Raw genomic sequence first — 24,493 nt, 5'->3', positions numbered from 1 at the left:
CCCGCCGTCCGTGCGCCCCCCGGCACACGAACGGCACGGCTCCTTGAGTGAACGCGCCGGCCGTTCCGTATCCGAGGACGGCCCCGCCTTCCATCCCGAGGACCCCCATGAGCCCGCAGCAGCGGCACCGGGACGTCGCCGCCTACGCGCTCGACGCCCTGGAACCCGCCGACGCCCTCCACTTCGAGGAACACCTCGCCCACTGCGTCCCCTGCTCGGTGGTGCTCGGTGACTTCGCCCGCCTGGCCGCGCTGCTGGCGCCCTACGCAGGGCCGCGCCCCCGCGCCCGGCCGCCGCTGGAACGTCCCACGGGCGCCCTGCTCGTCCGGCTCCTGGACGAGGTGGCCGCCCTACGGGGCCGGGCCCGGGGCCGACGGCTACGGCTGGCGTCGATCGTCACGGCACTGATCGTCACGGCACCCGTGGGGGCGTACGCGCTCACCGAGCCGACCCGGCGCACCCCTGCACCCGTGGCGCCGGTGGCCCGGACCTGGCAGGCCACCGACCCGACGACCGGGGTGCGGGCCCGGCTGACGCTCGTCGACCGGTCCTGGGGCACCGAGGTGGCTCTGGCCCCGGCACGGGTGCCCGGGCCGGCCGTCTGCGAACTCGTCGCCGTGGGGCGGGACGGCACCACGCAGACCGTGCTGACCTGGACGGTCCCCCACCGTGGCAGATCGGCTGCCGACCCCCGGGGCGGCACCGGACTGCACCGTGCGGACATCGCACGGTTCGAGATCCGCGACGGGGACGGGACACCACTGGTGACCGTGACCCGTGCGGGGTGACCGACCCTCACCGGGACGGCGACACCAGACCGTACTCGTACGCCATGATGACGAGCTGCACCCGGTCACGCGCGCCCAACTTGGTGAACAGCCGGCCCACGTGCGCCTTGGCGGTGGCAGGACTGATCACCAGCCGGTCGGCGATCTCGTGGTTGGACAGGCCGCCACCGACCAGGGTGAGCACCTCCCGCTCCCGCTCGGTGATCCCACGGACCGCGGGAAGGGGCGGTGCGGGCTCGGGGCGCGCGGCGAACTCCTCGATGAGACGGCGGGTGACCCGGGGCGCGAGCAGCGCCTCCCCGCCCGCCACCACGCGGATGGCCGTCAGGATCTCGTCCAGGTCCATGTCCTTGACGAGGAATCCGCTCGCCCCGGCGCGCAGGGCGCCGTACACGTAGGCGTCGTCGTCGAAGGTCGTGAGGATCAGGACCCGCGCGGCGCCGGGTCCGCGGATGATCGCACCGGTGGCTTCGATGCCGTCCATGCCGGGCATCCTGATGTCCATCACGATCACGTCCGGGCGCAGGTCGGCGGCGAGCCGGACGGCGTCCTCGCCGCAGGCCGCCTCCCCCGCGACCGTCAGTCCGGGGCTGTCCGCGATGAGCACCCGCAACCCGGCGCGCACCAGGGGCTGGTCGTCCACAAGGAGCACCGCGACCTGCGGCGTCGGCCACTCCCCTGCCGTGGTGGGCGGCCCCTCTCCGGAGCCGATCACCGGACACCCACGGGTACGGGCAGCCAGGCCGTCACCCGGAAGCCGCCGCCGGGGCGGGGTCCGGCCGTGCACCTGCCGCGCAGCAGGGTCGCGCGCTCCCGCATGCCGGTGAGGCCGTAGCCCCTGCCCGGCTCTTCGGCGGTGCCCCGGCCGTCGTCGGTGACCGTCACGGTCAATGCCCTGTCGCCGTAGTCGACCGAGACCCGGCACTCGGAGACGGCCGCGTGCCGGATCACGTTGGTGAGCGCTTCCTGGACGATGCGGAAGGCCGCGAGTTCCACATCGGCGGACAGCGGGCGCTGTTCACCGGAGTGCACGACGTCGACCCGCACTCCGGCGTCCTGGGCGTGGGCGACCAGTCGGTCGAGGTCCGCGAGGGTGGGCGCGGGTGCCAGGGGTGGCCCCTCGGGGTCGGCCTGGCGGAGCGCCCCGAGCATGTGCCGCAGACCGGCGAGCGTCTCGCGGCTGGTCGATTCGATGGCGGTCAGCGCGTCCCTGGCGTCGGTGGGGCGGCTGTCGATGACCCGGCGGCCCACCCCGGCCTGGATGGCGATGGCGCCGATGCTGTGGGCGACCATGTCGTGGAGTTCCCGTGCGATGCGCAACCGTTCGGCGCTGACCGCGAGTTCCGCGGTGCGGCTCCGGTCCGACTCGGCGTGCCGGCGGCGCTCGTGGACCAGATGACCGACCGTGCAGGCGACGGTGAGCGCGAGCGCCAGGAACGCGAGGGTGGAGACGTAGGCGTCGGAGCCGGATCGGTAGTACGAGGCGCCGACGGCCTGCGCGGCGAAGGTGGGCCCGGCGGTCAGCAGCATGCGGAGCACTCCGGGGCGGGTGGCCACGATCCAGGCGACGACGAGGTCCGCCACCAGCGCCTGGAGGTAGCCGAGTTGCCACACCGGCGCCGGCGCCCACGCCCAGGGCGTCGTCACCGCCGCCCGGGAAGCCGCCGTCGTGGTCGCGAGGAACGAGGCGGTGAGGACCAGGACCAACGCGGGCAGCGGCCGGCGCCAGACCAGGGCCACGGGGAGCGCGGCGCACGCGACGAGCGGCAGCAACCGCAGCCCGGTGAGCTCGGGTTCGGCCACCACGGCGAAGTACAGCGCCACGGGGTAGGAGAGCGCGGCGCACCAGGCCAGGGCCTCCCCGACGGCCGCTGGCGGGCGCCGGGCCCACGGGGCGCGGATCGGGGCGGTGGTCATGGCCCGATCATAGGGACGCCCGTTCACCGGGGCATCCGCCCGGGGGCGTACGCCCCGGGGCCACCCCGGAGCCGGGCAAGCCCGGAGCGCGGCTCGGGGGGCTACTTGAGGAAGCGGGACGTCCGGCGGTCCGCCAGCGGTTTGCCGCCGGTCTGGCAGGTGGGGCAGTACTGGAGCGAGGAGTCACGGAAGGACACCTCGCGGATGGTGTCGCCGCAGACCGGACACGGTTCGCCCGTCCTGCCGTGCACCCGCAGTCCGCTCTTCTTCTCGGCCTTCAGGTGCCCCGCCGCCACCCCGCGGGACCGCTCGACCGCTTCGCTCAACGTGCCGCGCACCGCGGCGTACAGCAGCGCGGTCTCCTCGTCGGTGAGCGAGGCGGCGAGCTTGTACGGGGACATCTTGGCCACGTGCAGGATCTCGTCGCTGTAGGCGTTGCCGATGCCGGCGATCAGACTCTGGTCGCGCAGGGCGCCCTTGAGCTGGCGTCGTTCCCCGGCGAGCAGCGCGGCGAAGGCCGTCTCGTCGAAGGACTCGGCGAGCGGGTCGGGGCCGAGCCGGGCGATGCCGGGGACCTGCTCCGGGTCGTCCACCACGTAGACGGCGAGCCGTTTCTGGGTGCCGGCCTCGGTGAGGTCGAAGCCCTGGCCGGTTTCCAGGGCGACGCGCAGGGCGAGGGGGCCCTTGCCCGGCCGGGGCGGTCCGTCGGGGAGCCGGTCGCGCCAGTGGAGCCAGCCCGCGCGGGCGAGGTGCGTCACCAGGTGGGGGCCGTCCTCGGTGGCGAGGTCCAGGAACTTGCCGTGCCGCCGCACCGCGTTCACGGTGTGCCCTTCCAGCGCGGAGGGCGGCGGGGCGTAGGTCTTCAGGACGTGCACGGCGACGGGGAGGACGCGGACGATCTCGTGGCCGACCAGGTTGTCGGTGAGGAAGCCCCGGAGGGCTTCGACCTCGGGCAGCTCGGGCATGGCTTCAGCGTCACACGCGGGGCGGTGACCCGCCCGTCCGGCCGGCACGGCGGGCCGGCGGCACCGGGCCGGTCCGTCGCCGGGCCGGTCAGTCGCGCGGTCAGTCGGTCGCGCGGTCAGTCGGGCTCCGGGCGGGGGGCGACGGCGAACTCGGTCCACACGCACTTGCCGGTGCCGCGGGACTCCACGCCCCAGGTGTCGGCGAGTCGGTCGACCAGCAGCAGCCCGCGGCCGGAGACCCCCTCGTCCCCGGCGTCCCGGCGTCGGGGCAGCGCGCTGGAGGGGTCCTCGACCTCGACCCGGAAGCGGCGCTGCGCGTCGGCGAGGACACGGAGGGTGACGGTCGCGGGGCCTTCGGTGTGGATCAGCGCATTGGTGATCATCTCGTCGGCGACGAGTTCGATGTCGTCGGCCCGGTTCCCCGCGCCCCACGCAACGACCGCGGACCGGATCATCCGGCGGGCCCCGCGCAGCCCCTCGGGGTCCCCCGGCAGCACGCGCTGCTGGAGGCGGCCACCGGACTGCGGAGCGCCGACCCCCAGCCGGCGCAGCAGCAACAGCGCCACGTCGTCGTCGCCACCGCGTTCGTGGGCGGTGCCGCAGAGCCGGTCGGCGAGCTGCTGGATGTCCCGGGGGCCTTCCTCCACCAGGGCGGTCAGGGCCATCAGACCGTCGTCCAGGTCGGTGCCGGGGGTTTCCACCAGGCCGTCGGTGCACAGGACGAGGGTCTGGCCCGGGTCGAGTTCCGCGGTGGTGACCGGGTAGTCGAGGCGCCCGAACTCGGCGGAGAGCCCGAGCGGCAGCCCGCCCTCGACGGGCAGCCGTCGACAGGTGCCGTCGGTGTCTTTGACCAGCGGGTCGAGGTGGCCGGCGCGCACCAGCCGCACGACCCCGGTGGACAGGTCGACCTCGGCGTACAGGCAGGTGGCGAAGCGCTCGGTGTCGAGTTCGTCGAGGAAGGCAGAGGCACGGGCCATGACGGTGGCCGGGGTGTGTCCCTCGGCCGCGTAGGCACGCAGCACGATCCGCAGCTGGCCCATGACGGCCGCCGCGTGCGTGTCGTGCCCCTGGACGTCCCCGATGACGGCGCCGACCCGGCCGCCGGGCAGCGGGATCACGTCGTACCAGTCGCCGCCGACGTCCCGGCCGAGGGAGGCGGAACGGTAGCGCACGGCGAGGTCGGCGCCGGGTACGGCCGGGATGGTCCGCGGCAGCATCGCGCGCTGGAGGCCGGTCGCCAGGTCCTTCTCCTGTTCGTAGAACATCGCCCGGCGCAGGCCCTGGGCGATGCTGCTGCCGAGGGCGACCAGCACGTCCCGTTCCTCCTCGGAGAAGCCGTACCGGTCGTGGTAGAGCAGTCCGAGGGCGCCGATCGGCCTGGCCTGCGCGATCAGCGGCAGATAGGCGGCCGAGGTGATCTCCAGGTCGGTCAGGTGCGGCCACAGGACGGGGTACGACTCGGCGAACTCCTCCGGCGACTCGATGAAGCGCGGGGCGAGGGTGCGCACGACCTCGCTCATGGGATAGGGCTCGTCGACGCGGGTGACCCGGGTGCCGGGCACGAAGCTCCCGGCGGGGCCCTCGGCGACCAGTCGGATGCGGCCGGCCTCGACCAGCCCGAGGACCAGGCTGGTCGCGCCGAGGTGGGTGAGGCCCCGGGAGTCCTTGAGGGCGTCGATGACGTCCTGGACGGTACGGGCGTGGGCGAGGGCGTCGGTCGCGAGCTGCACGGCGCTGGTGCCGCGACCGGGGCGGGCGTGCGGTCGGGGGGTGCGGGTGGGGCCGTCGCTGAGCTCCAGGGCGGCGTCCCGGACGATGCCGACGATCCGGCGGGGCCGTCCGGTGCCGTCCCGCCGGATGTGGGCCTGGACGTGGGTCCAGCGCAGCGTGTCGTCCCGGTGGCGGACCCGGAAGTAGCCGGCGTATCCGTCGCTGCCCTTCTTCATGGCCTGGGCGATCCGGGAGTCCAGGCGTTGCGCGTCGACCGGGGGGACCCGTGCGGACAGCGTTCCGGGACGGGCGTCGAACTCGTCGGGAGCCTGGGCGAAGAGTGCGCAGGCTGTCGCGTCGAGGTGCATCCGCCCGCTGTCGAGGTCCCAGTCGAAGCTGCCCATGCGGTTGGACGACAGGATCGCTGCCGGCTCGGCGGGCCAGTCGTCCGGCAGTGACGGGTCTCGCGCTCCCCGCTCAACCATGGGCCCACCTTGCCACCACTTGTCCGGATGTTCGACTTGTCGGGGGATTTTCCGTGCTCCACCGGCCCACCGGGAGTGACGGACTCCACAATGGAGGGGTGCAGTGGTTCACGGAACCCGACTACGAGCTGGCCCGGCTGGTCTTCCAGCGCATGCTGGCCGTGGTGTACCTGTTCGCCTTCCTCGGTGCGGCCCGTCAGTTCCGTGCGCTGCTCGGCGACCGGGGGATGCTCCCGGTGCGCCGGTACGTGGCGCGGACCCCTGCGCGGCGGGCCCCGAGCGTGTTCCAGCTGTACTACTCGGACCGGTTCTACGCGCTGTGGGCGTGGGCCGGCTGTGCGGTGTCCGTGGCGCTGGTGGCGGGCGTGGACGGGCTGCTGCCGTTGTGGGCGGCGATGCTGCTGTGGGCGGTGCCCTGGGTGATGTACCTGTCGGTGGTGAACGTCGGGCAGACCTGGTACGGGTTCGGCTGGGAATCGTTGCTGCTGGAGACCGGGTTCCTCGCGGTGTTCCTGGGCAACGACGAGGTGGCACCCCCGGTGCTCGTGCTGTTCCTGCTGCGCTGGGTGCTGTTCCGGGTGGAGTTCGGTGCGGGGCTGATCAAGCTGCGGGGCGACGCGTGCTGGCGGCGGCTGACCTGTCTGTTCCACCACCACGAGACGCAGCCGATGCCGGGCCCGCTGAGCTGGTTCTTCCACCGCCTGCCCCGACCCTTGCACCGGGTGGAGGCGGCGGCGAACCATCTGACGCAGCTCGTGGTGCCGGTGTTCCTGTTCGCTCCGCAGCCGGTGGCGAGCTGGGCGGCGGTCGCGATGATCGTCTCCCAGCTGTGGCTGGTCCTCTCGGGCAACTTCGCCTGGCTGAACTGGCTGACGATCGCGCTGGCGGCGTCGGTACTGGACCCCTCGGCGCTGTTGGTGCCCACGGCGGCCCCCGCCCCGGCGAGCGCCCCGCTCTGGTACGTGGTCGTGGTGTGCGCCGTGACGGCCCTGGTCCTGGTGCGCAGTTACCGTCCGGTGCGCAACCTGGTGTCCCGGCGACAGGTCATGAACCGCTCGTTCGACCCGTTGCACCTGGTCAACAGCTACGGTGCGTTCGGCAGCGTGAGCCGGGTGCGGTACGAGATCGTCATCGAGGGCACCGCCGATCCGGTGCCGCGGGCGGACGGCACCTGGCTGGCGTACGAGTTCCGGGGCAAGCCGGGGGACGTCCGGCGCTGGCCCCGCCAGTTCGCTCCGTACCACCTGCGGCTGGACTGGCTGATGTGGTTCGCCGCCCTCTCCCCCGCGTACGCCCACCCGTGGTTCGGCGCCCTGGTGGAACGGCTGTTGACGGGCGACCCGGACACCTTGCGGCTGCTGCGGCACTCCCCGTTCCCGCCGCACGCCCCGCCGCGCCACGTCCGCGCCCGGCTGTTCCGCTACGCGTTCGCCTCGGGCCGGGAGCTGCGGGAGACGGGGGCCTGCTGGACCCGGAGTTACGTCAGGGACTTCCTGCCGCCAACCCGCGCGGCCTGACCCGGAAGCGGGCCGGGGCCGGGGGGGGGGCGGGCGCGCGGCGCCCCCCCCCGCTGGGGGCCCCCCCCCCGCCGGGGGGCGGCGGGGGGCGGGGGGGGCGGGCCCCCCCCCCCGGCGGCCCGCCCCCGGCCGGGCCCGCCGCGGGGCGTCCGCCCCCGCCCCACGGCCCCGGCAGTGAGGTGCCCGGCTCCGGTGCGGTTGCCGCTGGAGCGCGTCAGTCGACGCTGGGCAGGATGTGCGGCTCGGCGAGGTCGTCCTCGTACCCGGCGAGCCTGATCGGCGCCGAACGGGACCACACCTCCAGGCTGCCGAGCGTGTCGGGCCCTCGGCGGGGGGCCCGCTCAACGGGTTCCGGGGGTTGGTCGCTGGTGGTCTTCTCTGGTGTCACCGCGCACTCCTTCTGTGTCGGGTCACCCTCCGGGTCGGCTGGCTCCACGCTGTCGGCGGGCGCCCGGCGGCCGGTCGGGCATGGCTAGAGGGCAGTTCGGACGCGGTGGCGCCGGCAACTCGCTGAGGAGCGGACCGTGTGAGTGGTTCGCCCCGGGACGGACCATGGGTACGGGTACGAACCCCTTGGTGCTGTCCGTCCGCTACAGCCTAACCATCTGAGCGGGCAGCTGCTCTATAGGGCCGGTAACAAATAGGGGCGGCTCAGGGGGGTGTCGACGCCATCCGGCCATGATCCGCTGGCGGGCGGCCGACCTTCGCCCACCAGCGGCGACGACGCCCGCCCGCACCACGGGTCGACGAACGGCTGCCCGCACCCCAGGGGGGTGCGGGCAGCTGGGCCGTCCGGGTGAGGCGGGGTGTGCGGTGCGGCGACCGGGACCGGAGGGTCAGGCCCGCCGCGGCGGGATCACCACTTGCCCGGCGCGTAGTCCTTCATGAAGACCCCGTACAGGTCCTCGCCCGCCTCGCCGCGCACGATCGGGTCGTACACCCGTGCCGCGCCGTCCACGAGGTCCAGGGGCGCGTGGAACCCGGCGTCGGCGAGCCGGATCTTGTCCGGGTGCGGACGCTCGTCGGTGATCCAGCCGGTGTCGACGGCCGTCATCAGGATGCGGTCCTGCTCGAACATCTCCTCGGCGCTGGTGCGGGTGAGCATGTTGAGCGCGGCCTTGGCCATGTTGGTGTGCGGGTGCCCGGCGCCCTTGTAACCGCGGTTGAAGACGCCCTCCATCGCCGACACGTTGACGATGTAGGCACGACGCGCGCCGCCCGCCACGGCTGCGGTCATCGCCGGGCGCAGCCTGCTGATCAGGATGAACGGCGCGGTGGAGTTGCAGAGTTGGACCTCCAGCAGCTCCACGGGGTCCACCTCGTCGACGGTCTGCACCCAGCTGTTGCTGGCGTGCAGGTCGGGGACGAGCCCGCCCGCGTCGATCGCGGTTCCCGCGGCGATGCGCTCCAGGGACGCCGAGCCGGAGACCAGGGCCAGCTCGGTGACGTCCTGCGCGGACAGCCCGCCTTCACGGGCGGCGGGCAGGGCGGCCACGGCTCCCGACCCGAACCCGCCGATGATCTCGGCGGCGGGCAGTTCGCCCGCCGGCAGTGGCGCCGACTCGGCGGCGAGCAGTTCGCCGTAGGCGCGCGGGGAGCGGCGGACCGTCTGGGCGGCGTTGTTGACCAGGATGTCGAGGGGGCCCGCTGCGCTTACCGAGTCGGCGAGGGCCACCACCTGGGCGGGGTCGCGCAGGTCGATGCCGACGATCTTGAGTCGGTGCATCCAGTCGTCGCTGTCGGGCATGGCCTTGAAGCGGCGGATCGCATCGTTGGGGAACCGGGTGGTGACGGTGGTGTGGGCACCGTCCCGGAGCAACCGCAGGGCGATGTACATGCCGATCTTGGCGCGTCCGCCGGTGAGCAGGGCCCGCTTGCCGGTCAGATCGGTCCCCGCCTCGCGCTTGGCCCGGTTGGTGGCGGCGCAGTCGCGGCAGAGCTGGTGGTAGAACGCGTCGACCTCGACGTAGCGGGCCTTGCAGGTGTAGCAGGACCGGGGGCGCTGGAGTATCCCGGCGAGCTCGCCCGAGGCACTGCCGGAGGGCAGGATGCCCTGGGTCTCGTCGTCGATGCGCTCGGCGGAGCCCGTGGCGGTGGCCTCGGTGACCGTCTTGTCGTGAGCGGTCTTCGCGGCCCTGCGCTCCTGGCGGCGGCGCTGCTTCACGGTGCGGTAGATGCCGGCGGTCGCCCGTCGCACGGTGATCGCGTCGGGGTGGTCGACGTCCAACTCGTCGAGCTCTTCGAGCACGCTCAGGCACACGGCGAGCCGTTCCGGGTCGATGCCCGGACCGTAGATGGGAAGGTCCTCTGTCGCCGTCATGCCGTTCCTCGTGCCGCTCGTGCCGCCGTGGCCCGGGGGTCGGCCGGGCAGGGTGGTGGGTGGTCGTCCGAAAGCGGAACTTTACGTGAGGGGCCCGCCCGCACGCCAAACCGCGGCCCCGTGCTCGGGGCCGGAGCGGGGGCCGCTGCGACCGCTCAGACCGCGGTGGCCTGGCGCAGGGCCGAGAGTTCGGCGCCGAAGGCGGCGGCGAGGGCGTCCAGGTCGGGGACGGCGAGGGCGTCGGCGACGAGCCCGATGTGCACCCCGCCCCGGTAGGTGGAGACGGCGACCGCGACGGACTGGCCGTGGGCGAGGGGGGCGAGCGGGTAGACCTCCGTGAGGGGGCAGCCCCCGAGGCGCAGGCCGAGACTGGGCAGCGGCACGCTGGTGACCAGGATGTCGAAGAGGAGCCGGGCGGCCTGCGCGACGACGGGCCCGCTGACCCGGTGGCCGAGTGCGGGCAGGTGGTCGGCCAGGAGTGCCACGGCCCCGGCGCCCCGCTGGGGACCCGCCTCCTTGTTGCGGTCCATGGCGGTGCGCACGGCCCGCAGCCGGGCCAGCGGGTCGCCTTCGTCGACCGGCAGCCGCAGGAGGTAGCCGGAGAGTCGGTTGCCGTGGGGGTGCCCGGTGCCGGAGCGGCGCCGGGAGACGGGCACCAGCGCCCGTGGCCGTACCCGGTCGTCGCCGTCGCCACGGCCGTCGAGCCAGCGCCGCAGGGCCCCCGCGACGAGGGCGAGCACCACGTCGTTGACGGTGCCGCCGGCGGTCTTGCGGATCCGGTGGACGTCGTCGAGGTCGAGGAGCACCCCGGCCGTCCGGCGGGTGCCGGTGGGGCGGGAGGTGAGCGCGGGAGAGGAGCGCACGTCCCAGGTGGCGCGGGCGACGGCGGCGCCGATGTCCAGGGCGCGGGTCAGCTCGGCGGCGGCGCCCCGCAGGCGCTCGGCCAGCGGTGTCGCTCCGGCCACGGGCGCACGGCGCGGTCCCGGACCGGTGGCCCGGTGCGGGCGTTCCTCGGTGGCGGTGGGGTCCATCATCCCGGCGGCGAGGGTCAGGGCGCGCATCCCGTCGGCGAGTGCGTGGTGGAACTTGAAGAGCACGGCGAAGCAGGAGTCGTCTTCGACGGCAGGGAGGACCAGGGCCTCCCACGGCGGCTTCGTCCGGTCGAGGGGCCGGCTCATGGCGTGTCCGGCGGCCGAGTGGAAGTCGGACACGGGGTCGGACAGGCGGACGTGTTCCGCCGGGTCGAAGTGGGCGGACGGTTCCCGCGCGGCCCCGCCGAGGGGAACGGTCACGTCCCGGATCCGCATCCGCAGTCCGGGGACGGCCGCGGCGCGGGTGGCGAGCAGTTCCGCCGCGTGCCGGGCGGCGCCGGGGGCGCCCTCCGCGAAGACGCCGAGGGCGCCCATGTGCATGGGGTGGCGGGCCGACTCCATGTTCCAGAAGGCCAGGTCGAGGGGTGCCAGCGGGTCGGTGCCCATGCTCTGCTCTCGCGTGGGAGACGGGGTACGCAGTCAATCGCCGCGGTCCGCCCCGGTCAAGCACGGTCACCCCGTACACGGGCGGCAGCGCGGGAAGTCCCCCCGTCCGGGAGGCGACGGCCCGCCAGCCGGCTCAGCGGCGGGCGGCGCCCGGGTCCAACGGCGGCGGCGCGGCGTCCTTCCCGGTGCCCCAGGTGGAAGGCGCGTCGCCGACCGTGAACGACAGGTCGCGCACTGCGCGGAGGGTGTCGGTGGTCAGATGGGTGTGCGGATGGGGCGTGCCGTCCAGCGTGGCCGCGCGGATGTAACGCCGGTCCGCGGTGACCCCGGGGGCCCGGATGCTGAAGCCGCCCTTCGGGTAGTGGCGGCGGTCGAGGGTGAGGTCGACGCGCGGGAACACCGGGGTGGACAGGCCCCACACGTCGGTGCCCGGGCGCACCGGGTAGATGCCGAGGGCGGACAGGACGTGCCAGGCGGACATCGTGCCGAGGTCGTCGTTGCCGGTCATCCCGGTGGGCCCGTCGGTGAACAGGGTGAGCGCCGCGTGCACCACGTCGGTGGTCTGCCAGGGCCGGCCGGTGGCGAGGTAGGTGTAGGGGGCGATGAGGTCGGGCTCGTTCTGTGGGTTGTACCGGTCGGCGTGGTAGTAGGCGTACGGCCCGTTGACCCAGACCTCGCGGGCGGTTCGGGCGGGGTCGGCGAGCAGTTGCTCGTAGGCGAAGAAGGCGTCGAGGCGGGCGTTGGTCCGCTCGCGCCCGCCGAGGAGGTCGATCAGGCCGGGGAGGTCCTGCGGGACGAGCCACTGGTACTGCCAGGAGGTGCCTTCGTGGAAGCCGACGCTGTGGGCCGGGTCGGCGGGTCCGGTGAAGGCCCCGGCGCCGTCCCGGGCGCGGAAGAAGCCGGTGGCGGGGTCGAGCAGGGTGCGGTAGGCGCGGGAGCGGGCGGCGTAGCGGCGGGCGTCCTCGTGGTGGCCGAGGTCACGGGCCATCTCGGCGAGCGCCGCGTCGGAGAGGGCGTACTCCAGGGTGGCGGACGCCCCGTGGTCGAAGTCCGAGTCACCGGGTTTGGCGTGCGGGCGGCCGTGCAGGTAGGGGGCGTACCCGTGTTCCAGGTAGGCGGCGTTGGCCTCCCTGCCGACCGCCGGGGAGTCGGCGGGCGGTACGCCGTCGGCGTTGCGTTTCAACGCCCGGTACGTCTCCTCCTCGTGGCCCTCGAGGAGTCCCTGTTGGTAGGCGTTGGTGAGGAACGGGGTGACCGGGTCGCCGGTCATGATGTTCGTCTCGACCGTTCCGTAGCCCCATTTGGGGAGCCAGCCGCTGTCCTTGCCGATCTGGAGGACCGAGCGGGCCATGTCCCGTGACTCGCGGGGCGCGAGGAGGGCGAGGAGTTGTGCCTGGGTGCGGTAGGTGTCCCAGAGGGACCAGTTCTGGTAGTAGGTGAAGCCCTTCGCCCGGTGGACCCGTTGGTCCCAACCGCGGTAGCGGCCGTCGGTGTCGCTGCCGAGGTTCGGCGCCAGGAAGGACCGGTAGAGGGAGGAGTAGAACGTCCGGCGCGCCTCGGGGTCGCCGCCGTGGACGCGCACGTTGTCGAGGCGGTCCTCCCAGGCGGCGTGCGCGGCGCTGCGCACGCGGTCGAAGGAACGGCCGCCCTCGGCGCGCAGGTTGCGGGCGGCTCCCGGGGCGTCCACGTAGGACAGGGCGGTGGTGGCCTCGACGGTGCGGTCGCCCCGGGTGTCGAAGCGGAGCCAGGCACCGCTGCGGCCGGTGGTGGCGGTCGCGGTGGTCGTGCCTGTGGTGACGGTGGCGCCGCGCCAGGTGCCGTGGGTGGTGAAGGGGCGGTCGAAGCGGGTGAGGGTGTGGACCGTGTACGGCTCGGTGGCCTGGCAGAAGCCGCTGCCCGTGATGCTGGTGCGCACGGTGCGGTCGTCCAGGATCTCGACCTCGCTGGCGCGGTTGCGGTGCAGTGCCTGACCGGCGTTGAGCAGGACGTTGGCCTTGGCCGTGGCGGGGAAAGTGTAGCGCTGGACGCCGGTGCGGGCGGTGGCGGTGAGTTCGGCGCGGATGCCGCTGCCGAGGTCGGCCCGGTAGTAGCCGGGGGCGGCGCGCTCGTCGGCGTGGTCGAAGGGGACGGCGTACTTGGCGTTGTCCGTCTCGGTGACGTCTCCGGTGGTCGGCAGGACCGGTAGGTCGCCCCCGATGCGGCAGCCCACCCCGGACAGGTGCACGGTGGAGAAGCCGCGGATGCGGGTGTCGGCGTGGTCGTAGCCGGTGTTGTGGCCGGTGTCGGGGGAGAGTTGGACCATGCCGAAGGGCACGGCGGCGCCGGGGTAGGTGTTGCCCTCGTTGGTGGTGCCGATGAACGGGTTCACCAGTTCGGTCGGGTTCTGCGGGGGCGTGGCCTGTGCCGCGGTGGTCTGCGGGGCGGCGAACCCGCCGGCGATCAGGGCGAGTGCCGTCACCGCGACCGCGCAGCGCGGGAGGTGCGGACGCCGGGTCCGTGCCATGGGGGGAGACCTCCGGGAGGGTGGTGTCGCCGCTGTCGCCGTGCGGGTGCGAAGGCGGCGGGCGGACCTCGTGCGTACGGCGTTGCCCGGGGCCGGGTGGTGGACGGCGGGTCAGCGGGGGCTCATTCTTGGCAGCGGGAACGGGGTGGTCAAGGCGCCGTGCGGGTGGGCACGTCCTGTCCCCCGTACGGCCGTTGTCCTTCGGGCCGCGGCGCCCGCGGGCCGTCCCCCGTGGGGAGGACGGCCGGGGGCTGACCCGCGTCCACCTTGGGGACGACTACGGGCGGAGTTCCCTAAGGGGACTACTCCATCGGCAGTAGGACGGATTGCGTGCTCAGGTACGACGACGTGACGACCCATGAGCGGGATGCTGGAACCATGACATCCCACCCACCGCCGCGCCGGGCGCGCCGCACCCCGCGTAGGGCCCTCCGTACTGCCGGGAGACGCGCATGAGCGGCTTCGTCCTCGCGGTGGTGCTCTGCCTCGTGTCTGCGGTGGCGTACGCGGGTGGGGCGATCGTCCAGGAGCGGGTGGCGGCGAACGCCCCGGACCGTGTCCTCGCGGCGCTGCGGCGTCCCGCGTGGTGGGGCGCGGTCGGGCTCAACGGCGTCGGAGCGGTGCTCCACGTGATCGCGCTCGCTTACGGACCGCTCAGCCTGGTGCAGCCGTTGGGCGCCCTGACGATCGTGTTCGCGCTGCCGATGGCGGCCTACTTCGTGCACCGCAAGGCGGGGGCGGCGGCCTGGCGCGGGGCGCTGATGGCGACGGTCGGCCTGGCCGGTCTGTTGTCGCTGATGGGCGCCGCCGACGACCAGTCCATGGACGGTCAAGAACGCGTGGTGCTGGCGCTGGTGACCGCGGGCGTGCTGGTGACCCTGACGGTGGCGGGTCGGGCGGCCCACCGGCATCCGGCGGTGCGCAGCGTGTTGCTGGCCGGTGGCGCCGGTGTGGCGTTCGGGATCGGATCGGTGTTCACCAAGGCCGTCGCCGTGGACTGGGCGGGCCGTTCGCCCTCGGTGGACGTCATGAGCCTCGTGGTGATCGCGGTGATGGCGACGGCGGGCATGTTCCTGTCCCAGTCGTCGTACCGGGGCGCGGGGCTGGCGGCGCCGTTGTCGACCGTCACGGTGGTGAACCCGGTGGTGGCCACCGCGGTGGGGCTGACGCTGTTCGGCGAGACGTTCCGTTACGGGGCGACGGGGACCCTGCTCGCCCTCGGCTGCGGGGTGGTCGCGGCGGGCGGTCTGATCCTGTTGACGACCGAACGCATCGGACGCGAGCAGCAGGCGGGCACCTCGGTGACCGCGGACGAGGAGTCGGACACCGCGGGTACCGGGGCGGGCGACCGGCCGGACGACGAGGTGAGCGAAACGGACGTGCTGCCCGGAAGGCGGCCGGACGGGGCGGTCCCGGGAGTGCTGACGGTTTCCTCCGGCGTGTCGGCCGTGCCCTCGCAGCGCATCGGCCCGCAGGGGCACCGCGAGCCGGAGCTGCCCGGCGAGTTGCGCAGGCCGCGCGAGTCGGGGGCGGGGGCGGGACCGCGTTCGGTGCGGGACCACACGGAGTACCGGATCCACCTGCTGCGGGACCGGGTGGGAACGTAGGTCCGGGTCGGCCCCGGCGGCGGGTGCCGCCGGGGCCGGTCGGTGTCAGATGCGGACGCCGCCCGCGCGCAGGTAGGCCACCGGGTCGATGTCCGTGCCGAAGCCGGGGCCCGTGCGGATCTCGAAGTGCAGGTGGGGCCCGGTGCTGTTGCCGGTGTTGCCCGAACGGCCTATGCGCTGCCCGCTCACCACGCTCTGACCGGACCGGACGGAGATCGCGGAGAGGTGGGCGTACTGGCTGTACCGGCCGTCCGTGTGACGGATGATCACCTGGTAGCCGTACGATCCGGCCCATCCGGCGGACACCACCTGGCCGTTGGCCACGGATCTGACCGAGGTCCCGGTGGGCACCGGGAAGTCGATGCCCGTGTGGTACCCCTTCGACCAGTGCCGGCCGGCCACCCGGTAGCCCGTGCCGGTGTCGGCGGCGACCGGGGCGGTGAGTTGGCCGGAGGATCGGCGGTCGTCGCCGCGGGTGGCCGAGGCGGGTTGACGGCGTTCGGGAGTGTCCTTCTTCTTGGGTTTCGCGGTGGCCGAATCTCGACCGCTCTTCTCCGGCGCGGCGGACGGTTTCTTGGCCGCGGGCTTGTCGGCCGCGGGCTTCTCGGCCGCGGGCTTCTTCGCCACCGGTTTCTTCGCCTGCGGTTCGGCGGCCCGCTTGCGTTCCCGGTCGGCGGGCCGGTCGCGCTCCTTGGGAGCGGTGCGCGCCTTGGGGTCCAGGGCGAGCCGCTGACCGGGGATGATCAGGTCGGGGTCGTCGCCTATCGTCGCCCGGTTCCCCTGGTACAGGCGCTGCCAGCCACCGGGGACCCGGCGGTCGGCGGCGATCCCGGAGAGCGAGTCCCCGGTGACAACGGTGTACATCTTCGCCTTGCCCGCGCGGGACTGCGGGGTGGTCTCCGGCTTGGCGTCCCGTGCGTCACCGCGGGCCGACCGGTCGGGCAGCGCCTTCTGCCGGCCGGCCGTGGGGTTGACGTCGGGTGCGTCGCCGCCGCGGGTGAGGCCCGCGCGGACCGAGCAGTTGGGCCAGGCACCGGGGCCCTGCCCCTTGAGCACCCGCTCGGCGATGGCGATCTGCTGGTCCTTGGTGGCCAGGTCGGCGCGGGGTGCGTAGACCCGGCCGCCGTACTCCTCCCAGGTGGACTGGGTGAACTGGAGGCCGCCGAAGTAGCCGTTGCCGGTGTTGGTGTTCCAGTCACCGCTGGACTCGCAGGCGGCGACCTTGTTCCAGGTGCTGACGTCCGCCGCGTGGGCGAGGTCGGCGCCGATGAGCGGCATGGCGAATCCGGCGCCGCCGACGGTGAGGGTCAGAGAGGTCCGGTTGATCCGCTTCGGCTGGACCCTGCGGTGTCGGCCACGCACGGCCATTTGCGCCCCCTTGTTGTCCTACGGGGTCGGCCCCCGAGGCATCAGGATTCGCCAAACTATGTGTTACCCGGCCGGGCGGACAAGAGGGTAATCAGTCGCTCACCGACCGCACGGCCGGCCCCGGTGCGTGCCGGGGCCGGCACGGTCCGCTACCCCTTCAAGTGTTCCGACACCCAGCGCAGTTGGACTGCCTGCTGATAGGGGCCGCCGCCCTCGTGACCGTTGAAGGAGTACACCTCCATGGAGCGCTCCCCACCTGCGTAGGCGTTGAACGCGGCGAACACCGTGGACGGCGGGCACACCTCGTCCTCCAGTGCCGTGGAGAAGAGGGCGGGCGCACGGCCCCGGGCCGCGAAGTGCACCCCGTCGAAGTAGGACAGGGTGTGGAAGACCCGCTCCTCTCCCCCGCGACGCGCCTTCAGGTACGCACCGATCTCGCGGTACGGAAGGCGGTCGGTGAGGGTGGCTCCCCTGCGGAAGTGGCACAGGAACGGCACGTCGGGGGCGATGGCCGCCAGGTCAGGCACCAGACCGCCCACGGCGAGCGTGATCCCGCCCCCCTGACTGCCGCCGACGGCGGCGACCCGGTCCGCGGCGACCAACGGGTGGCTGCGGACCGCGTCGACCGCCCGGACCGCGTCGGTGAACACCCTGCGGTAGTAGTAGTCCCGGGGGTTCTCGACGCCCCGGGTCATGAAGCCGGGGTGCGAGGGCGGGGAGCCGACCGGGTCCGGCGTGTCGCCCTGCCGGTCCCCGTCGCAGCCCTGTCCCCGGGTGTCCATCACGAAGTGGGCGAACCCGGCGGTCGCCCACAGCAGGTGCTCGTGCGGCAGTCCGCGACCGTCGCCGTAGCCGAGGTACTGGACGACCGCCGGTATCGGCCCGGTCGTGCCGGCGGGCAGTACGAGCCATCCCTTGACGGGGTGTCCGCCGAAGCCCGCGAACGTCACGTCGAAGACCTCGACGCCGACGAGCGCCGCGTCGACCGGCACGAAACGGGCGTCGACGTCGTGCTCACGGGCCTCGCCCAGGGTCTGCTGCCAGAAGGCGTCGAAGTCCTCCGGTTCCGACAGATCGGGGCGATAGGTGCGCAACTCGGGAAGGGGCAGATCGAAATGGGCCACGGATGTTCCTTTTCGTACAGGTTGTCGGCGCCCCACCCTACGGGTGAGCGCAATACTGATCATCACGACCTACAACATCCGAATCCAGGAGCCTCAGGAATGACCACCCAAGCTCAGATCGGTGTCACGGGCCTCGCCGTGATGGGACGCAACCTCGCTCGCAACTTCGCCCGCAACGGCTACACCGTCGCCCTACACAACCGCACCGCCTCGCGCACCCACGACCTCGTCAGGCAGTTCGGCGAGGAGGGCATCTTCGTACCCACGGAGAGCGCCAAGGACTTCGTCGCCGCCCTGGAACGCCCGCGCCGCCTGGTGATCATGGTGAAGGCGGGGGAGCCGACGGACGCCGTGATCCGGGAGTTCGCCCCACTGCTGGAACCGGGGGACACCATCATCGACGGGGGCAACGCGCACTTCGCGGACACCCGACGCCGCGAGCGGGAGCTGCGCGAGCAGGGACTCCACTTCGTCGGCGCCGGCATCTCCGGCGGCGAGGAGGGCGCACTGCACGGGCCGAGCATCATGCCCGGCGGTCCGGCCGAGTCGTACGCGTCGCTCGGGCCGATGCTGGAGAGGATCTCCGCGAAGGCGAAGGACGGCGCGCCCTGTGTGACGCACATCGGGCCGGACGGCTCCGGACACTTCGTCAAGATGGTGCACAACGGCATCGAGTACGCCGACATGCAGCTCATCGCCGAGGCGTACCAGCTGTTGCGCGATGTCGCGGGGTACTCTCCCGCGCGGATCGCGGAGATCTTCCGCGAGTGGAACACCGGCCGGCTGGACTCGTACCTCATCGAGATCACCGCCGAGGTCCTCTCCCACGTCGACGCGGCGACCGGGAAGCCGTTCGTGGACGTCGTCCGGGACAGCGCCGAGCAGAAGGGCACCGGCCGCTGGACCGTGCAGATCGCGCTCGACCTGGGGGTTCCGGTGTCGGGCATCGCGGAGGCCGTGTTCGCACGGTCCGTGTCCGGCCACACGGACCTGCGCGACGCCTCCCGGTCGCTGCCGGGGCCGACGGCCCGGCCCCTCGACGAGGCGCAGGCCTCGGCGTTCGCCCGGCAGGTGGAGCAGGCCCTGTACGCGTCGAAGATCGTCTCGTACACCCAGGGCTTCCACGAGATCGCCGCGGGCAGCGCGGAGTACGACTGGAACATCGACCTGGGCGCGGTGGCGTCGATCTGGCGGGGCGGCTGCATCATCCGTGCGGCGTTCCTGGACCGCATCCGGGCCGCGTACGACGCACGGCCCGAGCTGCCGAGCCTGCTCTCGGACGAGGGCTTCGCCAAGGAGATCGGAGCGGCGCAGGACGACTGGCGGGCGGTGCTGGTCGCCGCGACGCAGCAGGGCGTTCCGACGCCCGGTTTCTCGGCGGCGCTCGCGTACTACGACGCGTTGCGCGCCGAGCGGCTGCCGGCGGCGCTGACCCAGGGGCAGCGGGACTTCTTCGGGGCGCACACCTACCGGCGCACGGACCGGGACGGCTCGTTCCACACCCTGTGGGGCGGGGACCGTTCGGAGGTGTCCGCCGACTAGCCCGCCGAGCCGAACGGGCCCCGGGACCGGTCGCGCACCGGTTCCGGGGCCCGTGGGCGGGGCCGGACGGACCTACGGGTTCAGGAAGGTGATCCTGCCGGGCGCGGGCGGTGACCTCGGTGAACACGGTGAAGCCGTTGCCGCCGTTGGTGAGGAAGTCGTTGACGGGCACCCGGTAGGTGCCGTCCGCGGTGACGGGCTGCCCCTTCACCCGGATGGCGTCGGCCAGCAACCGGTCCGCTCCGGACCGGCTCAGGTCGACCGAGTAGCGGAGCTCGTCGGACAGTTGGAGGCAGACGGGCACGGCCGCGTCGGCGCCGCTGAACTGTTGCCGGAGCGCCGCGGTGAGTTGGGCACCGGTCAGCGGCGTGGGTGCGCAGGGAGCCGACCTGGGCGGCGGTGAGGAAGCTGCCGAGCGGGGTCGATGAGCTTCGCCATCGCGGACTGCCACCGATCATGTCGCCCGCTGCGACGGTCAGCGTGTTGCGTTGGTCCGCCCGTGCACGCTCCGCGAGGGTGGCCAACTGCGCGAGGCCGCCCGCCTGGATCGCCTGACCCCGGTGCGTGATGCGGCCGGCCACGCCGTCCACGGGGTCGAGGTTGCCGTGGAGGTCGTTGAGGGCGAGCAGTTGAACGGGCTCGCGCGGCGCGGGCGCGGCGCTGGGCGCCGCCGCGGACCGGCGGCGCAGGAGATCAGCCGGACGGCGGGGTGCTTCACCCCCGACCGGTAGTGGTCGTTCGATCCTCCACGCCCCGGCCCGCGGTGGCCGGCTGACGCTCAGGAGGCGGGTCCCGGTTGCGGGGTCGGCTCGGGGCCGGGGGGCTCGGGGACCGGCGACGGCGAGGGCACGGGTTCGGGGGCGGGCGGGGACGGCGGACGGGGGCCGGGGGGTGTGGGGACCGGGTCGGTCGGCGGGGGCTGCGGATGGTCGGGGCCCGGCAGCGGGCCGGGGGTCGGTCCGGGCGGCACGGGGGTGGGGAAGGGATGGGTCATGAGGGGCCTCCGATGGTCGCGGTCGACTAGCTGGACTCCTCCCCCGGCTACCCGCTCCCCCACCCGGGAGTGCCCGTCCGCTCACCCCGAGGGGGGACGCCGACCGGCGCCTCAGCCGAGCAGGCGCCGTAGCGCGGCGCAGGCAGCCGCCTCGGTGGTGTGGTGGGTGACCACCTCGTACCTGCCGCGTTCGTAGACCCCGGTCTCCCAACCTCCGTCCGACGAGCGGCGCAGGAACAAGAAGTCGGTGGGGACGGGGACCGGCTCGTGGGCGTCCTCGATGCGGTAGTAGCCGTCGGGGACGCCCGCGGCGGCGAGCGCGCGGTGCAACTCGTAGCGGTTCACCGGGTCACCTGCCCGGCGGCGTCCCTCGAGGGGTCAGCGGGTGGCCGGGGTGAGGTAGCCATGGTCGAGGAGCCACTTGACGTTCAGGCGCTGGCCCTGGCCCGGGTCGAGGAAGACGGGGTCGAGTTTGATCTGCTTGCCGCCGCCGGGCTGCTCGAACCACGGGGCGATGCCGCCCTTCCACACCCAGAAGGGCTTGGCCACCTTGTAGACGCGGTAGTCGCAGGGGACGGCGGCGTCCCGGGTGTTGAGGCTCTGCGGAGGCAACGCCCGCTTGGCGTAGGCGTCGCCCGCCGGAGCGAGGTAGGAGCCGTACTCGGAGCCGAAGCGGTCGAGGCGCTGGCCCTTGCGCAGCTTCGCCGGTTCCTTGTCGAGCTGCCCGTTGACCTCGGCGAATCCGTCGTTGGGCGGGTACTTCCAACCACCGGTGTCGGCGGGGCCCTCCCAGTACTTCTTCAGGAAGTCCTCGGAGTTGAGCTGGCCGGTGCGCTGCCAGCCCTTGAGGAGCGGGCCGACCGGCTTGTCGCGTTTGGCCGGGAGGTGCTCGGGGCCGAGCCGGGCATCGCCCTCGTACGCGCCGGTGCAGGGCGCGGCCGTGGGGGCGGCGGGGGAGCCCGCGGCGGTGGGGGCGGGGGCGGCATGGGCGGCGGGTGCCGCCGCCGCGGTCGCCGCGACACCGAGCGCGGCCAGGACGGTACGGACGCGGTTCACTCAGACATCTCCTCGGGTGGTGATCATCCGAGCGCACAGCTTACGCACCGCGTTCGTGCGAGCGCGATGCGTATCGCCCACCTGGTCAGTGTCGGATCCAAAGCAGACCCGCCGTTCGGCGGGGGGGCGACGAGGAGTCACCCACGGCCCGGTGACCGGTCGGCGAGCAGGGCCGGTACGTCACCGAGGAGGAGCGACGCGGGAAGGTGTGGAGTCGATCAGACGGGACACAAGCGGGAGGACCGTAAGGAGTTCATCCCGTGCACCCATCGTCACCCGAGGTCCTTCGCGACCTGCTCACCCGGTACGCGACCCTGCGCATCGCCGTCGCCGAACAGGACGGCCCTCGGCAGCGCCGGGCGCTGGAGGACGTCTCCCGTGCCCTGTGCCAGGTGACCCGCACCGACGACCCGCGGGACGCGGTCGCCGCGGCGGACACCGCACTCGCCCGGAGCTGCTGTGGCGCGCACGCCCCGTCGGCCGTGCGCCGGGCGGCCTGAGCCGCCCCCGTGGCCGAGCCGTTCGCATCCGCCCCACCGCGCACCTCGGCCGGTGCCGCGGTCGCCCGAGGGGCGGGCCCCGGCGAGAGCCGGCCGGCTTCTGACGCCGGAGCGGGCGCCGCCCGAGTCGGGCACCCCGCGGTCACGGGGTGCCCCGCAACCGCCGGCGAGGCCCGTCGCCTGGTGCTGGCCCTGATGAGCGGGCACTCACCGGGTGGGTCCGCCCGGCTGGACGAACCCACCGTCCTAGACGAACCCACCGTCATCGACCTGCTGTTGGTGACCTCCGAACTCGTCACCAACGCCCTCGTGCACGGCGGTGGGGTGACGCGCTTCGAAGCGACCGTGGTGCCCGACGGCGTGCGGCTGACCGTGTGCGACCGCAGCGAGGCGCTGCCCGGCGCCGCCCACGGCCGGAGCGGGTTCCCCCGACCGCACCTGGGCGGCGGCTACGGGTGGCCGCTGATCATCCGACTGGCACGGGAGATCACCGTGACCCGGCTCCCCGGGGGCGGCAAGGCCGTCCGCGCTCTCGTACCGACGGGCTGATCCGCCGGACCGGTTCGGGCCCCTTCACCACTGCTCGGGGTGCGCGGCGACGTACCGCTTGGCGGCCCGCAGGAGCTCCGGATCGGCGACGGGCGCCTCCTCCGGATGGCGGGCGGCCCACTTCACGACGTACGGGCACAGCGGGGCGACCGGGACGCCCTCGCGCGCGGCGATGGTGTACAGCTCACGGGCGAGGGACCCGGCGATGCCCCGGCCCTCGAACTCCGGCCGCACCACGGTGTGCACGGGGACCAGGGCGGGACCCGGTTCCGTCAGGACGAAGTAGGCGATGTGACCGGCGAGTTCGCCGTCCGCGTGGGCTTCCAGCCGGCCTGCCGCGCGGTCGTCCCTGATCTCCGTGTCGGTCATGGTGTTCCCGTTCCTCCGGTCTGCTCGTCGATCCGGGACCGCTGGTACGGGCCCGGACGTTCCACGTGGTGCGGCACCCGGTGACGACTCGGCCGCCCCTCCGGTGCTGGTGCTGGTGCTGGTGCTGGTGCTGGTGCTGGTGCTGGTGCTGGTGCTGGTGCTGGTGCTGGTGCTGGTGCTGGTGCTGGTGCTGGTGCGACGACGGTACGGGCCCGGGGGGCTCGGCGCGGCGTCGGGCTCGCCTCAGCGGGCACGTTCGTACCCTCAGGCGGACGCGGGCACCGCGGTGTGCGGGGCCCGCCGGGTGTCGCCGCCGGGTGCCGGTGCGGAGGGGTCGGCGCCGAGCTCGACGATCCGGTTGCCCTCGTCGACGTGGACCACCCGGGGACGCAGCGCCCTGGCCTCGGCGTCCTCGACCTGGGCGTAGCTGATGATGATCACCAGGTCGCCGGGGTGCACCAGGTGGGCCGCCGCGCCGTTGATCCCGATGACGCCGGTACCCCGCTCGCCCTCGATGACGTACGTCTCCAGGCGGGCGCCGTTGGTGATGTCGACGATGTGGACGAGCTCACCGGGCAGCAGGTCAGCGGCGTCCAGGAGGTCCGCGTCGATCGTCACGGAACCGACGTAGTGCAGGTCAGCCTGGGTGACGGTCGCCCGGTGGATCTTGGACTTAAACATGGTGCGCAGCATCGGGGTACTCCTGGGGCTAGGCTCCCTGCCTGCGTTTATGCAGGTCAAGGGCGGTTTCTCCACCCTACAACGAGATGATGCCGGGCAGGGGCCCGCGGGTCTCCCCGGCCCGCTGGAGCTGGCCCCACTCCTGTCGAACAATCTGGCGGGCCGTTGTTGCGGACTTGCAGTGCGGGGGAGCTTGGAACGCGGCGAGGACGTACGGACGCTCCGCAGGAGGCTCAAGGCCTTTCGGGCTCAGCGGTCCGCCTGCTGTGCGAGTCCGTCGAGGAGAAGGTCGAGACCGAAGGTGAACTCGTCGTCGGGGTTGACTGCGGTGAGGCTTTCGGCCGTGGCGGCGATGGCGGGGTGGGTGGTGGGGTCGAGTTTGCCGTAGTAGTCGGCGAGGGGCGGGCCGTCGGATTCGCGCTGCTGGACGGCGAAGCCGATGACGTAGTGGCCGACGGCGATGAAGGCGCGGGCCGCCAGAGCGGGCGGCAGGCCGTGGCGGAGCAGGGCGGCGAGGACGCGTTCGCGCTGGGCGAGGGCGTTGGGGCCGACGGGGACGTGGTCCATGAGGGTGGGAAGGAGGCTGGGGTGCCGGGTGAGGACAGCGCGCAGCTGGTGCCCCATGGTGCTCAGTACGTCCCTCCAGCTGGCGGGAGCGGCTGGAGGGACGGTGTCGGCTTCGCCGAGGGCGAGGTCGACGGTCAGGGCGAGGATTTCGTCCTTGTTGGCGAAGTGGCGGTAGAGGGTGGCGGTACTGGAGCCGAGGGCGTCGGCGAGGGTGCGCAGGGAGAACGCCTGAACGCCGTGTTCGTCGATGAGGTGCAGGGCGGTGGCGACCATGTGGTCGGTGTCGAGGGAGGGCCGGCCGCGGCCCCGGCGGGGGGTAGCGGTCGGTGCGGTGCGCCGGAGCCACCAGGCCGGGGTTCCGGGGGCGGGGGTGCTGGTCATGCGGTGTCCTTTGTGCACGGGGCCTGGTTCGCGGGGTGGGTTTGCGGTTCACGGTAGCGGGCGCGGGGCCGC

Annotated in this window: 22 protein-coding genes and 1 pseudogene; 7 read left to right on the top strand and 16 right to left on the bottom strand. The window is 73.4% G+C overall.

What is annotated here, in order from left to right:
* The first annotated feature begins 107 nt into the window (after nucleotides 1-107).
* Nucleotides 108-788, top strand: coding sequence for a hypothetical protein (locus ACFV88_RS19150; RefSeq protein ID WP_385492682.1), 681 nt, complete (start codon nucleotides 108-110; stop codon nucleotides 786-788).
* Nucleotides 789-795: 7 nt separating this feature from the next.
* On the opposite strand, the gene ACFV88_RS19145 is transcribed toward ACFV88_RS19150, so the two are convergent.
* The 4 genes from ACFV88_RS19145 to ACFV88_RS19130 form a co-directional block, all read right to left on the bottom strand.
* Nucleotides 796-1,500, bottom strand: a complete 705-nt coding sequence (locus tag ACFV88_RS19145; protein WP_385492727.1) for a response regulator — start codon at nucleotides 1,498-1,500, stop codon at nucleotides 796-798.
* Nucleotides 1,500-2,705 (bottom strand): sensor histidine kinase, encoded by a 1,206-nt coding sequence (locus ACFV88_RS19140; protein WP_385492680.1) that lies wholly within the window; start codon nucleotides 2,703-2,705, stop codon nucleotides 1,500-1,502. The genes ACFV88_RS19145 and ACFV88_RS19140 overlap by 1 nt, the downstream gene beginning before the upstream one ends.
* Nucleotides 2,706-2,806: 101 nt before the next feature.
* Entirely contained in the window at nucleotides 2,807-3,670 is an 864-nt protein-coding gene (locus ACFV88_RS19135) for an Fpg/Nei family DNA glycosylase (RefSeq protein WP_385492678.1), read from the bottom strand.
* Between the two features lie 116 nt (nucleotides 3,671-3,786).
* The gene (locus ACFV88_RS19130) at nucleotides 3,787-5,865 is read right to left on the bottom strand and encodes a SpoIIE family protein phosphatase (RefSeq protein WP_385492677.1); all 2,079 of its coding nucleotides are present in this window, start codon (nucleotides 5,863-5,865) and stop codon (nucleotides 3,787-3,789) included.
* A 98-nt stretch (nucleotides 5,866-5,963) separates the two neighbouring features.
* Here ACFV88_RS19130 and ACFV88_RS19125 point away from each other — a divergent pair, with 98 nt between their 5' ends.
* Nucleotides 5,964-7,382, top strand: coding sequence for a lipase maturation factor family protein (locus ACFV88_RS19125; RefSeq protein ID WP_385492674.1), 1,419 nt, complete (start codon nucleotides 5,964-5,966; stop codon nucleotides 7,380-7,382).
* 214 nt (nucleotides 7,383-7,596) lie between these two features.
* Here ACFV88_RS19125 and ACFV88_RS19120 read toward each other — a convergent pair whose 3' ends face one another.
* From ACFV88_RS19120 to ACFV88_RS19105, 4 genes are all read right to left on the bottom strand, one after another.
* Nucleotides 7,597-7,770, bottom strand: a complete 174-nt coding sequence (locus ACFV88_RS19120) for a hypothetical protein (protein ID WP_385492672.1) — start codon at nucleotides 7,768-7,770, stop codon at nucleotides 7,597-7,599.
* A 468-nt stretch (nucleotides 7,771-8,238) separates the two neighbouring features.
* On the bottom strand, nucleotides 8,239-9,702 hold the full coding sequence (locus tag ACFV88_RS19115) for an SDR family NAD(P)-dependent oxidoreductase (protein WP_385492671.1): 1,464 nt from the start codon (nucleotides 9,700-9,702) through the stop codon (nucleotides 8,239-8,241).
* Between the two features lie 155 nt (nucleotides 9,703-9,857).
* A complete protein-coding gene (locus tag ACFV88_RS19110) occupies nucleotides 9,858-11,180 on the bottom strand; it encodes a wax ester/triacylglycerol synthase family O-acyltransferase (RefSeq protein WP_385492669.1) in 1,323 nt (440 codons plus the stop codon).
* A gap of 133 nt (nucleotides 11,181-11,313) precedes the next feature.
* Nucleotides 11,314-13,683, bottom strand: coding sequence for a GH92 family glycosyl hydrolase (locus ACFV88_RS19105; protein ID WP_385492667.1), 2,370 nt, complete (start codon nucleotides 13,681-13,683; stop codon nucleotides 11,314-11,316).
* A gap of 452 nt (nucleotides 13,684-14,135) precedes the next feature.
* Here ACFV88_RS19105 and ACFV88_RS19100 point away from each other — a divergent pair, with 452 nt between their 5' ends.
* Complete coding sequence (locus ACFV88_RS19100; protein WP_385492666.1) at nucleotides 14,136-15,290, top strand: DMT family transporter; 1,155 nt, start codon at nucleotides 14,136-14,138, stop codon at nucleotides 15,288-15,290.
* Between the two features lie 45 nt (nucleotides 15,291-15,335).
* On the opposite strand, the gene ACFV88_RS19095 is transcribed toward ACFV88_RS19100, so the two are convergent.
* The gene (locus tag ACFV88_RS19095; protein ID WP_385492663.1) at nucleotides 15,336-16,658 is read right to left on the bottom strand and encodes a transglycosylase family protein; all 1,323 of its coding nucleotides are present in this window, start codon (nucleotides 16,656-16,658) and stop codon (nucleotides 15,336-15,338) included.
* Nucleotides 16,659-16,807: 149 nt separating this feature from the next.
* On the bottom strand, nucleotides 16,808-17,782 hold the full coding sequence (locus ACFV88_RS19090) for an acetylxylan esterase (protein ID WP_385492662.1): 975 nt from the start codon (nucleotides 17,780-17,782) through the stop codon (nucleotides 16,808-16,810).
* Nucleotides 17,783-17,881: 99 nt separating this feature from the next.
* On the opposite strand from ACFV88_RS19090, the gene gndA reads away from it, so the two are divergent.
* Nucleotides 17,882-19,324, top strand: coding sequence for an NADP-dependent phosphogluconate dehydrogenase (gene gndA / locus ACFV88_RS19085; RefSeq protein WP_385492660.1), 1,443 nt, complete (start codon nucleotides 17,882-17,884; stop codon nucleotides 19,322-19,324).
* A 127-nt stretch (nucleotides 19,325-19,451) separates the two neighbouring features.
* Here gndA and ACFV88_RS19080 read toward each other — a convergent pair.
* A pseudogene (locus ACFV88_RS19080) lies at nucleotides 19,452-19,775 on the bottom strand (5'-nucleotidase C-terminal domain-containing protein); the annotation flags it as partial.
* Nucleotides 19,776-19,812: 37 nt separating this feature from the next.
* On the opposite strand from ACFV88_RS19080, the gene ACFV88_RS19075 reads away from it, so the two are divergent.
* Nucleotides 19,813-20,055, top strand: coding sequence for a hypothetical protein (locus tag ACFV88_RS19075; protein ID WP_385492658.1), 243 nt, complete (start codon nucleotides 19,813-19,815; stop codon nucleotides 20,053-20,055).
* A gap of 374 nt (nucleotides 20,056-20,429) precedes the next feature.
* Here the strand turns inward: ACFV88_RS19075 and ACFV88_RS19070 are convergent, their stop codons facing one another.
* Together ACFV88_RS19070 and ACFV88_RS19065 are read right to left on the bottom strand one after the other, a co-directional pair.
* Nucleotides 20,430-20,663 carry a hypothetical protein gene (locus tag ACFV88_RS19070; protein ID WP_385492657.1) on the bottom strand — a complete coding sequence of 78 codons (234 nt, stop codon included), beginning with the start codon at nucleotides 20,661-20,663 and terminating at the stop codon, nucleotides 20,430-20,432.
* 33 nt (nucleotides 20,664-20,696) lie between these two features.
* Nucleotides 20,697-21,374, bottom strand: a complete 678-nt coding sequence (locus tag ACFV88_RS19065) for a TNT domain-containing protein (protein ID WP_385492655.1) — start codon at nucleotides 21,372-21,374, stop codon at nucleotides 20,697-20,699.
* A 260-nt stretch (nucleotides 21,375-21,634) separates the two neighbouring features.
* Between ACFV88_RS19065 and ACFV88_RS19060 the strand changes: the two genes are divergently transcribed.
* Both ACFV88_RS19060 and ACFV88_RS19055 read left to right on the top strand, forming a co-directional pair.
* Nucleotides 21,635-21,874 carry a DUF5133 domain-containing protein gene (locus tag ACFV88_RS19060; RefSeq protein WP_385492654.1) on the top strand — a complete coding sequence of 80 codons (240 nt, stop codon included), beginning with the start codon at nucleotides 21,635-21,637 and terminating at the stop codon, nucleotides 21,872-21,874.
* 195 nt (nucleotides 21,875-22,069) lie between these two features.
* Nucleotides 22,070-22,423 (top strand): ATP-binding protein, encoded by a 354-nt coding sequence (locus tag ACFV88_RS19055; protein WP_385492652.1) that lies wholly within the window; start codon nucleotides 22,070-22,072, stop codon nucleotides 22,421-22,423.
* A gap of 24 nt (nucleotides 22,424-22,447) precedes the next feature.
* Here ACFV88_RS19055 and ACFV88_RS19050 read toward each other — a convergent pair whose 3' ends face one another.
* The 3 genes from ACFV88_RS19050 to ACFV88_RS19040 all read right to left on the bottom strand — a co-directional run bounded on the left by ACFV88_RS19050 (nucleotide 22,448) and on the right by ACFV88_RS19040 (nucleotide 24,421).
* On the bottom strand, nucleotides 22,448-22,792 hold the full coding sequence (locus tag ACFV88_RS19050; RefSeq protein WP_385492650.1) for a GNAT family N-acetyltransferase: 345 nt from the start codon (nucleotides 22,790-22,792) through the stop codon (nucleotides 22,448-22,450).
* A gap of 264 nt (nucleotides 22,793-23,056) precedes the next feature.
* The gene (panD, locus tag ACFV88_RS19045; protein WP_385492649.1) at nucleotides 23,057-23,485 is read right to left on the bottom strand and encodes an aspartate 1-decarboxylase; all 429 of its coding nucleotides are present in this window, start codon (nucleotides 23,483-23,485) and stop codon (nucleotides 23,057-23,059) included.
* Between the two features lie 237 nt (nucleotides 23,486-23,722).
* The gene (locus ACFV88_RS19040) at nucleotides 23,723-24,421 is read right to left on the bottom strand and encodes a TetR/AcrR family transcriptional regulator (protein WP_385492647.1); all 699 of its coding nucleotides are present in this window, start codon (nucleotides 24,419-24,421) and stop codon (nucleotides 23,723-23,725) included.
* Nucleotides 24,422-24,493: the final 72 nt, after the last annotated feature.

The sequence above is a fragment of the Streptomyces sp. NPDC059816 genome, from assembly GCF_042732055.1.
In the GTDB taxonomy this organism is placed as follows: Bacteria; Actinomycetota; Actinomycetes; order Streptomycetales; family Streptomycetaceae; genus Streptomyces.
This window is presented reverse-complemented; position numbering and strand designations above follow the sequence as displayed.